This is a genomic window from Cyclonatronum sp., from assembly GCF_022565315.1.
In the GTDB taxonomy this organism is placed as follows: domain Bacteria; phylum Bacteroidota; class Rhodothermia; order Balneolales; family Cyclonatronaceae; genus Cyclonatronum.
Window position 1 is genome coordinate 1 of record NZ_JAIUMX010000136.1, and the last position, 8,484, is coordinate 8,484.

The following is an 8,484-nucleotide window of genomic DNA, read 5'->3' on the forward strand; positions in this document are numbered from 1 at the left end:
GAGGTGCCGTGTGAGCACGGTGCCTCTTACTTTTTTAATAGCAGATTAATCCATCCTTTGCTATTGACTTACTGTGGATAAGGTGTTTATATTTAAGTCTGCATTAAAAGTGAAAAAATGTAGAATTTGGTCCGGATAGAACGCCTGTCGGGAGGGTCGAGGGTTCGAGTCCGGATAAGAGATTTAAAAAATATTGATTTAATGGTCCGGTAGTTCAGTTGGTTAGAACGCCTGCCTGTCACGCAGGAGGTCGAGGGTTCGAGTCCCTTCCGGATCGCATTGAAGCCCAATCACTTACAAGTGGTTGGGCTTTTTTGTTTTGAGGATGTTTTGGGGCTGGGGACCCTATGGGTACCCCTTTTTGAATTTTATGCCCGATAAACTCAAAAGCCAATCTCTCCGCTTCGCGCAAATTGTTTCTGAATCATGGCTTTTCTGATCTTGATCTTGCCGTATGATTCGCTCAGGCTAATGTCTTCCATGAACGACTTGAGAAACACTTCCTGCAGATAGGCCAGGGTCAGTTTCCCCTCCACATCTTTCAGAAAACCTGAGGTCAGCTCTTCTTCAGGAAAAGGGTTGCCCATCACATGCTCGTACCAATTCACAATGAAATCCTGGTTGAAGTCTTCTTTGTACACCGGCACGATTTCATCAATCCTGGAGGGACGGTCAATCAGATTATAAGGGATTCTTTCAGGGTGGTTGGTCGTGATGAGAAAGAGCACATTATCTCTGAGTGAGGAGGAGTCCAGCAGCTGAAGGATTTCGCCCAAGGGCTTTTCCTTCATGAGCTCATAGAGTTCTTCGATGATAATGATCTTCATCCGATCCCTGAGGAAGGATGCAATCATGTTTACACCTTTAAGCAGATAGGTCATATTATGCACTGAGTGCACGCTAATTACAATGGCATCCTGCTCAGTTATTGCTTTGCTCACTGTGTTGGCAATGAATCTGGTTTTGCCTGTACCGGGATCTCCGCAGATGAGAAATGCACGCTTGTAATCCAGCTTCTTTTGCTGATAGAATGCCTGCGATTCGAGAAAACGGCTGACGGCCTTATCGAGGTAAGCAAAAGGTCTCACATGGTTTTCCACAGGAAAATAATTCTGAGACAAGACCTGACTTACAGTTTTGGTGTTCGTGCCAAATTTCGTTCTGTTAAGGCAGAACTTACGGGCATCTTCATTGTAGCCGGGTTCATAAAGACCTGCAGGCAGATGACGGACAAGCTCATGATAATCAAATCCGTAGCCACTGCTTGTTTTTACGATGCCCATTGTTTCAGTTGTACCGGGGTTTTCCATACGTTCGAAATATTTTTTTTGGTTAAAATGGAAGTCACGCATTTTTGTAATCCAATTGCTCATAGCTCGTTGACTTAGGATGGGGTGACATTGTTAAAGAGGACCATTCAAAGGGGTCCCCTGCCTGTACCGCTCAGGATTGAAGGCTCATTCAGCCTGCTTCTCCAGAAGAACTTGTGTCGTTTCTTCCAGCAGATGCGGTTTTGCGAGCAAGGATAACCACGAGGCAGGAATACCGCTTTTGCCGTAAAATGCACCCGCCAGCTGACCGCACACAGCGGCAGTTGTATCGGCATCATCACCCAGATTGGCTGCCATTAGCACGGCTTCCCGAAAGGAATCGGTGTGATAAAAACACCACAGCGCTGCTTCGAGGCTTTCAGTTACATAGCCGCTTCCGCTGATATCGCTGCGAAGCTTTTGCCGGAATCTACCCTGCTGTACATCTTTTAGCCTTCCGTTACTGCGCAGCTTTATGTTGGAAATCTTCCCAATGCAGGTTTCTTTGTCCTCTCCCTGAGCCAGATGCCAAAGCGCACCTGCAAGCAGTTCACAGGCATCGAGACACTCGGCAGCTCCGTGAGTTGTGCGCGAGCTTTGGGCAGCATATAATCTGCATGCTGCTTCACCTTCATCGTGGAAGTACATTACTACCGGAGCAAGCCGCATAATGCTGCCGTTTCCTGCTGAGAAGGGATCATCTGAGCCTGAGAAAGGATTACCGGTTTGTTCGAAGGTTCGCAGACTCTTCCCAACAGTCGATCCAATGTCGAAACAGTGGTCTATGCTGCTCATGTATCCTGTCCGGTACCATCGCAGGTAGCGTCTCATCTGGTCTTCAGGGTCAAAACCCTTGCATTCTGCCAGGCTGTGTGCAAGACAAAGTGCCATTGAGGTGTCGTCGGTCCATGCGCCCGGCAGCAAACCGAAAGGTCCTCCGCCAATCATGTCAGTGAGCGGTGCTTTTGAATCCCGCAGGGTGAATTCAAGGGTAGTGCCGAGTGCATCACCTGCAGCAAGGCCGAAAAGCATACCGGCAAGCCGGTTTTGTTTGTTTTTGGTACCTGATAGGGTTGTCATAGCGGGATGGTATGGGATGATTTGATAGTGAAGGATGGATTTCGTGCAGGGTCGGGGCAGGCTCAGATAAAGCCAACCTCTCGAGTTGCGGCAAAGCTGTTACGTACCAGAGTAATGCGGCTTCGTAAAAGCTTGAATGATTCGTGTGGAGAAATCCCTTTGAGCTTGCACATAAGAAAGAGCTCTTTCAGATAAGCCGGTGTTAGTTTAGCTGAATACCAATCCTGAGATTTCTCAGTTTCGGGCAGTAACTCACCTGTAATATGCTGGTACCAGGCTTCCTCAAAACCAGGCAGATTGTTTGTACCGACTTCTTCAAGTACATCTATCCTGCTCGGTCGATTGGTAAGATTGGCCGGAATCCGCTCAGGCGTATTGGTGGTCATCAGGAAGATGACGTTGTTGCGCAGAATGGCATTGTCGAGGAAATTGAGCACTGTGCTCATGCTGTGACGATTGACTACCTCGGCTAATTCCTCAATAACAAATACCTTGAGTCTGTCAGAGAGATGGGCTTCCAGGGGAATAAGACCGTGATCCATTACCTGATCAATATGATTACGACCATCGAGGCGTATCACTACGGCCTGATGCTGGTCAATGAGCCGCTTGCAGGTATAATCAATAAACCTTGATTTGCCGGTGCCAGGCTCTCCGAATAACAAGATGGATCTGCGATATCCGAGCCTGTTTCTGATGTATATATCTTCGTTAGCCAGAAACTCATTGATTGCCTCATGGGCTTTCTTCAGACCCGGATTGTAATGTTCAAGGTGGAAGTATCCTTCACTGAGATAATGCGATCCCTCGATTCTGTTAAGTCGTTTCAATGAAGCTGCAAACTTGCTTGTAGCACTTTCATTCTCATTTTCATAATCCCTTTCTAAGGACGCGAACATTTCTTCGAGCTCGTCAAACTCACCAAGCTCATCCATTTGATCCATGAGATGCTGCGTATCATTGATGAGATCGAGATTGTCAGGCTGACCAAGCAATTCTGCCGCATATTCAGCGGCTGAAAAATTGTCGTCATTATCATTATCATCATCATCATCAAAATCCTCTCTTTCACTGCTATACAACTCCATCAACGCTTGCTGTTTGAAGGGATCGATTCGTTTGAGTAAAAAATTGCCTTCACGATCTGTGTCAGGGAAGTAAAGACCGGGTGGGAAAACTTCGTAAGCAAGCTGATTTGGAAAAGCGATATGCGAACCGTGGTCGATGTAATAGCGGGTCAGATGTTTTGGCCGGATGTGCGAAGGTTTTTTTGGGGCTGCTTTTTTCATATCAGAATCAGGGTTTAAATTAGGGTTAAGGAGAGCTGAAAACGGCTTGCACGGGTTTTCGCAGGTAAACTAAGTCAAATCACTTTCTTTATCGGTAAATATTAAAGTGTTCGTGAAACCTGTATAAGTGCTGCCGGGCATTTATCTGAAATGCCGTATTGTTACTTTTTAGTACGTGGTAGACGTTTCAGGTCAGTGTGCGGCAAATATGTCACTTTATTTTTACGATTACGGTAATTATTTTGTGCAGACATAATCAGCCCGTCTCTGTGCGGAGGATGCAGTGAGCAGCGCAATAGCGATTGCTGCCGGGTTAGTGCCAATGGGAGAATTTAAGGGCAATGCACAGCACCACGGCCTTTCAGGCTGTGCACTTTGGGATGAAATTTCACCCTGAATAAACAGCACTGCTAAGCCGGGAAAATATGTTTGGTATGCTGTGTTTCGGGAAAGAAGGTTCAGAATGCTGCCTGCCCTGATCAGCTATTTGCCTCTTACCCAGGCCCGGAGGAGTTTGTGATACGGGCTGTTGTTGTTTCTTGCTGCAACGGAAAGATCAGCTCCGGAAAGCTGTGCGGCAATTTTTACATGCTCATAAACCTGCGAGCCGCTTGCGACGCCATGACGCACCAGCCAGGAGCCGATCACGGCCATAAGTTTAGCCGTATCTCCAAACTCAGAAAGCAGCACAGGCCGGTTTTGTTTCAAAGCGCTGTCAATTGCATTCAGCAATTCAATGAGCCGGTTTTCGTCTAAGGGAAGTTCACCGGTATCCATGCAGTTGCAATTCGGGATTTCACGAGGCACCTGCAGGGTCTCTGCCGAGCAGTCCTGTACGGCAAACAAGCCGGGTATCAGCCAGAACGATCCGGGTCGCGGTACAGGGAATTTCCTGTACTCTTCATGGCTCACATAAACCGCTGCCCCGAGCCCCGCTGAGTAGCTTCTGTTCTGACGTCCGATATTTCTGAGCCGGACAGGTAAGGGCAGAAAATGTTCATTAAAAAACTTTGGGGGCATATCAGAAACAATAAAACGTGCCTGCCGGAGCAGCTTGGGCTTGAGAAATTCCCGTCCGTCAGGCATTCCGATAAGAAAGAAGCCGCTTAACTGCATGGGGCTGGCGGTTTCGGGTGAATTAAGGTTGGCCTCAAGCCACTGCGACAGTTCGCTGTAATCACACGGAAAAAACTCAGCAAGTGCCATCGCACTGCGGCCACCTATGGAAGCTTCGAGGGTAAGGTTTGTGACTTCAATAGTAAGGTGATCGGAGAGTTTACGCTCGGAAACCGATTTCTTCCGGACCGTCATGGTGTCAATACCGGACTCCTCCCAGGCTTTTTTGTAGGCCTCTTCACCGGTATAAATATTCTTATTCCGGTCATAAATGGCGGAACCGGGTTTAAGCTTTCGAAAAAAATCAGCCACAAGCGGACTGTTATCGCAAAGTATGAGGGCAGATACAGACCAAACCTGCCGTAGGCTTTCCATCAATGCAGGCAGTTCACGTGCGAGCTGAGATTCGGAAAGTAAAGGAGAGAAATCGGTTCCGCTGCCGGGGTAAACAGCGTAAGTGGTACTGAAGGGAAAATAAAACATAGATCCGGATGATTGACTGAAACTAAGCTCTGAATCAGTTTTTGGTTTAAATATACGTGATTTACGCGGGTCTGCGGAGGTATTCTTTCCTTTTGGAGGGCAGCTTGTGCGTAAAGGGGCTGATGCCTCTGACGGTAACGGAACGTCGTTTAGCATAACCGAAGCGCTTCGTTCAGCAGCGGGCGGGATTAAATCTGCTTTCCCGGCTTCGCTGACCGGCTTTTGAGCCGGATTTTCTTTGTTATTGAAAAGGTTCATTGCTAAGTAACCGTACTATTTGGGTTGGTTGTGGGATGAAATAACAAACTGCCCGCAGCTGGCTCAAAACCTGAATTGACCAGGGTTGAAGCAGTGATTCCCCTGTAAGCTAAGGGAAGATGAATACGGTTTTTGGAAGTGAACGTAGCTGACAAAAGCACAGGCAGAAGCTTAGATCAGCAGGGACAACATTTCAATGCGCAGGATCATAATTCCCGCCAGCCGACTTCAGGGCTGGAGTTGCCTTCAGAGCAAAGGAAAGGTAAAAATGATTCTAAGGCAAGTAATATCATTCAATTAAGCAACTGCATACAGCAACTAAGAATATACGATTACCATAATAGTAAACTTGTAAAGACGGATTTTTAGCTAAATTAATTGTTTATGCCATTTTTAGTAACTATCTTTGAAATGTCGTCACTAAACGGCGAGTTGAGATGGTCAGGCCACGTTTATTACAGCCTGTGAGCCCTAACCGGCTGCTTTGCGCAGGGTCGCAAAATATTTAAAATGGTTACTGTTACAGTAACTAATGGCTGTTGGTTTCTTCAGTCAGTTTTTTATAAACTTTTGAAAGGGGATTTATTATGAAATTCGATACATACTTTAAGCATCACTTTCCGTCAGACCTGCGCCGTTTGCACTTCTTTGAAAGGCGTTTTCGTACTCGCAGCAAGAGCAATCCCTATGAAAGCGGGCTTGCCTTCGGCAATGCCGGCTGGAGTAATATGCGCCGTGACCTTGCCGGGATTCCGGTTGCGCACCGTGAGTTGTTTGTTCTCTCCCTGTTCTTCATGGTACTGACGGATCAGGTCGTTTTTGCCCGTTTCCCAGAGGTGTATCCGAACTGGAGCAAGGCAACGCACTTCCCGAAGTTTGCACAGCGGGGATTTTGTGCCCGGATGCAAAATCCGCTTTACCTGCTGGAAACGCCGGAACGTGCGTCGGCAGCACAGCAAATGGTAAACGTCCCGCTGACAGCAGCTTTGCTGCCTGAAGCTGTCGAAAGCTATTTCTCATTGCTTGGACAGGCCTCATCTGCCTTCCTGGGCGGGGTCAGTCCGGCAGAGATAGCAGATGCGATTGAGCGTGACCAGGATTTCCAATTCGGTCAGGGTGAACTGTGCAGCACCTTTCGCGCCGCGTTTAGCCGAAAGCTGGCTGAAATCAGCTGCGAGGCCTGATTTTTTGAGCCTTCCGGTTTTTGAACTACTTATCAGCACCTGATCATTATATTTTCTCTCAACCTAAACCATAATAAGGATGACCATTCACGAACTTAGATTCTACATCATCGAAGAGCTGATCAGAAATGAGCCACCTACCGGTTGGGTGCATGAAAAGATGACGGAGAAGATGAAAGAGTTAGATCGGGAGATATCCGAAAAATCAGTGCGCACTATCCTGAATGGTCTCGAAGATGCGGGTATTTTGTTAACGAGAAAGGAAGGCAAGGTGAAGCATTATTTCATCGACCGAACCAAGCGTACGACAGATGATGAAGAAGAAAAGTTCAGCGATGAGTATCTGTTCATCGCTTCGGTGTACTCAGCCATGCTACACGACATGTCCCTCACCGACATAAACGCTGCAGCAACAAGTTTTCAGAAGCAGCTCGCCTATGTGATGAACAATCCTGATCACAGAAACAGCGTGTCCAAACTGAGCGAAAATGTCTTTCAGAATACATTCGGGTTGAAGAAAATTACCCGCGGTCAGGCCTCAGTACTCGTTAATCTGCTCCGCAATAAAGGCAAACTTTCAACTCTGACGCTTACCGACGGTGAGAACATCACCTTTGTGTCAGACCGCTTTGTTATACGCGAAAGCTGCCTGATCGTGTGCGGCATCAATGCCGAAACGCATGCCTACTGCGAACTGCTGCCGGTTGAGATTCAAAGCGCCGCCTCATTGAAAACGATATATGACTTCGGTCAGCTCAGACCACAGGAGCGAAATAAGCTCAACTTTGCCCATCTCACGATAGGAGCGCCTACCGGTGGTCAGGCAGACATCATCGTGCTCCGCCTGAGTGATGAAGCCGTTGCCCGGATTAAGGGCAAATCCATGCCGCTGGATTTTGAGCTCCGCGCGGAAGAAAAAGAACTTCAGATCGAACACGCCTGCAACAGTTCACTTGCTGACTGGATCATTGGTCTTGGAACCGGTGTGACCGTACAGGAACCTGAAGAAATGCGTGATCTTGTAAAACAACGCCTGCATGAAATGCTTACAGCTTATGAAAGCTAACATCGAAAAGCATCACCCCAAAAAAACAAAATCAAAAAATATTCAAATGAACAGCCTGCGTTTCCAGCTAACAATTGATACCGACTCTGCCTTTATCTCAAAATCTCCGCAGGGAAATAAAACCAGAGTTACCCTCACCAACCTTGATGAAGAGAGCCTGAAGCAGCTCGCTAAAAGTATTGAAGATGCAAATCTGAGCGGGAAGCTGATTGAACTGCTTAATACCAAGTCTGTCTGAATCTCCTAAAACCGGCAGTAGTACCCAAACAATACGTCCCTGGCAGGAAAAAGTCCCCTTGCTTAGGTTTGTTAATAACGACAAAACCAGAAACCCTAAGGCAAGGAGACCCAAAGAATGGTATGGTATGTATCACAGCGTGAAACCCTGAATTTAATACCAGCGGCAATTAGGATCTTCCTGACAGCAGCAATCGCACACGCAGTTACCAGCAGAGCTCGGTGATGCAGATACAGCTGAGCAGCAGCCACAAATGCATAACAGACAACAGCAGCCACAAAAGTTTTCAAAGCAATCATCAAAACCTGAAGCAGACGCGTGATTAACAGACTTAGCCGACAGTGCTGTAGGTATCAGAGCTGCAGATACAGTGGCAGCCGCTGCTTTAATCTTTTGAGTGAAAGTAGCCTGCCCACAACTGCTATTACAACAAGCCCCATATATTTGATTTCTTATCTTA

At 47.1% G+C, this 8,484-nt stretch carries 7 protein-coding genes and 1 tRNA gene; 4 read left to right on the forward strand and 4 right to left on the reverse strand.

Annotation, left to right across the window (positions count from 1 at the left end; genetic code table 11):
* The first annotated feature begins 203 nt into the window (after nucleotides 1-203).
* Nucleotides 204-277 (forward strand) — tRNA-Asp (locus tag LAT75_RS14240).
* A gap of 106 nt (nucleotides 278-383) precedes the next feature.
* Here LAT75_RS14240 and LAT75_RS14245 read toward each other — a convergent pair.
* The 4 genes from LAT75_RS14245 to LAT75_RS14260 form a co-directional block, all read right to left on the reverse strand.
* Entirely contained in the window at nucleotides 384-1,373 is a 990-nt protein-coding gene (locus LAT75_RS14245) for an AAA family ATPase (RefSeq protein WP_291483348.1), read from the reverse strand.
* A gap of 84 nt (nucleotides 1,374-1,457) precedes the next feature.
* Nucleotides 1,458-2,390, reverse strand: a complete 933-nt coding sequence (locus LAT75_RS14250) for an ADP-ribosylglycohydrolase family protein (protein WP_291483349.1) — start codon at nucleotides 2,388-2,390, stop codon at nucleotides 1,458-1,460.
* A gap of 62 nt (nucleotides 2,391-2,452) precedes the next feature.
* The gene (locus LAT75_RS14255; RefSeq protein ID WP_291483350.1) at nucleotides 2,453-3,679 is read right to left on the reverse strand and encodes an AAA family ATPase; all 1,227 of its coding nucleotides are present in this window, start codon (nucleotides 3,677-3,679) and stop codon (nucleotides 2,453-2,455) included.
* A 483-nt stretch (nucleotides 3,680-4,162) separates the two neighbouring features.
* Nucleotides 4,163-5,278, reverse strand: a complete 1,116-nt coding sequence (locus LAT75_RS14260; RefSeq protein ID WP_291483351.1) for a hypothetical protein — start codon at nucleotides 5,276-5,278, stop codon at nucleotides 4,163-4,165.
* A gap of 845 nt (nucleotides 5,279-6,123) precedes the next feature.
* Here LAT75_RS14260 and LAT75_RS14265 point away from each other — a divergent pair.
* The 3 genes from LAT75_RS14265 to LAT75_RS14275 all read left to right on the forward strand — a co-directional run bounded on the left by LAT75_RS14265 (nucleotide 6,124) and on the right by LAT75_RS14275 (nucleotide 8,024).
* Entirely contained in the window at nucleotides 6,124-6,720 is a 597-nt protein-coding gene (locus LAT75_RS14265; RefSeq protein ID WP_291483352.1) for a hypothetical protein, read from the forward strand.
* A 79-nt stretch (nucleotides 6,721-6,799) separates the two neighbouring features.
* A complete protein-coding gene (locus LAT75_RS14270) occupies nucleotides 6,800-7,786 on the forward strand; it encodes a WYL domain-containing protein (protein ID WP_291483353.1) in 987 nt (328 codons plus the stop codon).
* A gap of 46 nt (nucleotides 7,787-7,832) precedes the next feature.
* Nucleotides 7,833-8,024 (forward strand): hypothetical protein, encoded by a 192-nt coding sequence (locus LAT75_RS14275; RefSeq protein ID WP_291483354.1) that lies wholly within the window; start codon nucleotides 7,833-7,835, stop codon nucleotides 8,022-8,024.
* The last annotated feature ends 460 nt before the right edge of the window (nucleotides 8,025-8,484 follow it).

What these genes read in the sequence shown, in the direction of transcription:
- LAT75_RS14250 (WP_291483349.1), bottom strand. Translation starts at nt 2,390, where the DNA reads ATGACAACCCTATCAGGTACCAAAAACAAACAAAACCGGCTTGCCGGT.
- LAT75_RS14275 (WP_291483354.1), top strand. Translation starts at nt 7,833, where the DNA reads ATGAACAGCCTGCGTTTCCAGCTAACAATTGATACCGACTCTGCCTTT.
- LAT75_RS14270 (WP_291483353.1), top strand. Translation starts at nt 6,800, where the DNA reads ATGACCATTCACGAACTTAGATTCTACATCATCGAAGAGCTGATCAGA.
- LAT75_RS14265 (WP_291483352.1), top strand. Translation starts at nt 6,124, where the DNA reads ATGAAATTCGATACATACTTTAAGCATCACTTTCCGTCAGACCTGCGC.
- LAT75_RS14255 (WP_291483350.1), bottom strand. Translation starts at nt 3,679, where the DNA reads ATGAAAAAAGCAGCCCCAAAAAAACCTTCGCACATCCGGCCAAAACAT.
- LAT75_RS14245 (WP_291483348.1), bottom strand. Translation starts at nt 1,373, where the DNA reads ATGAGCAATTGGATTACAAAAATGCGTGACTTCCATTTTAACCAAAAA.
- LAT75_RS14260 (WP_291483351.1), bottom strand. Translation starts at nt 5,278, where the DNA reads ATGTTTTATTTTCCCTTCAGTACCACTTACGCTGTTTACCCCGGCAGC.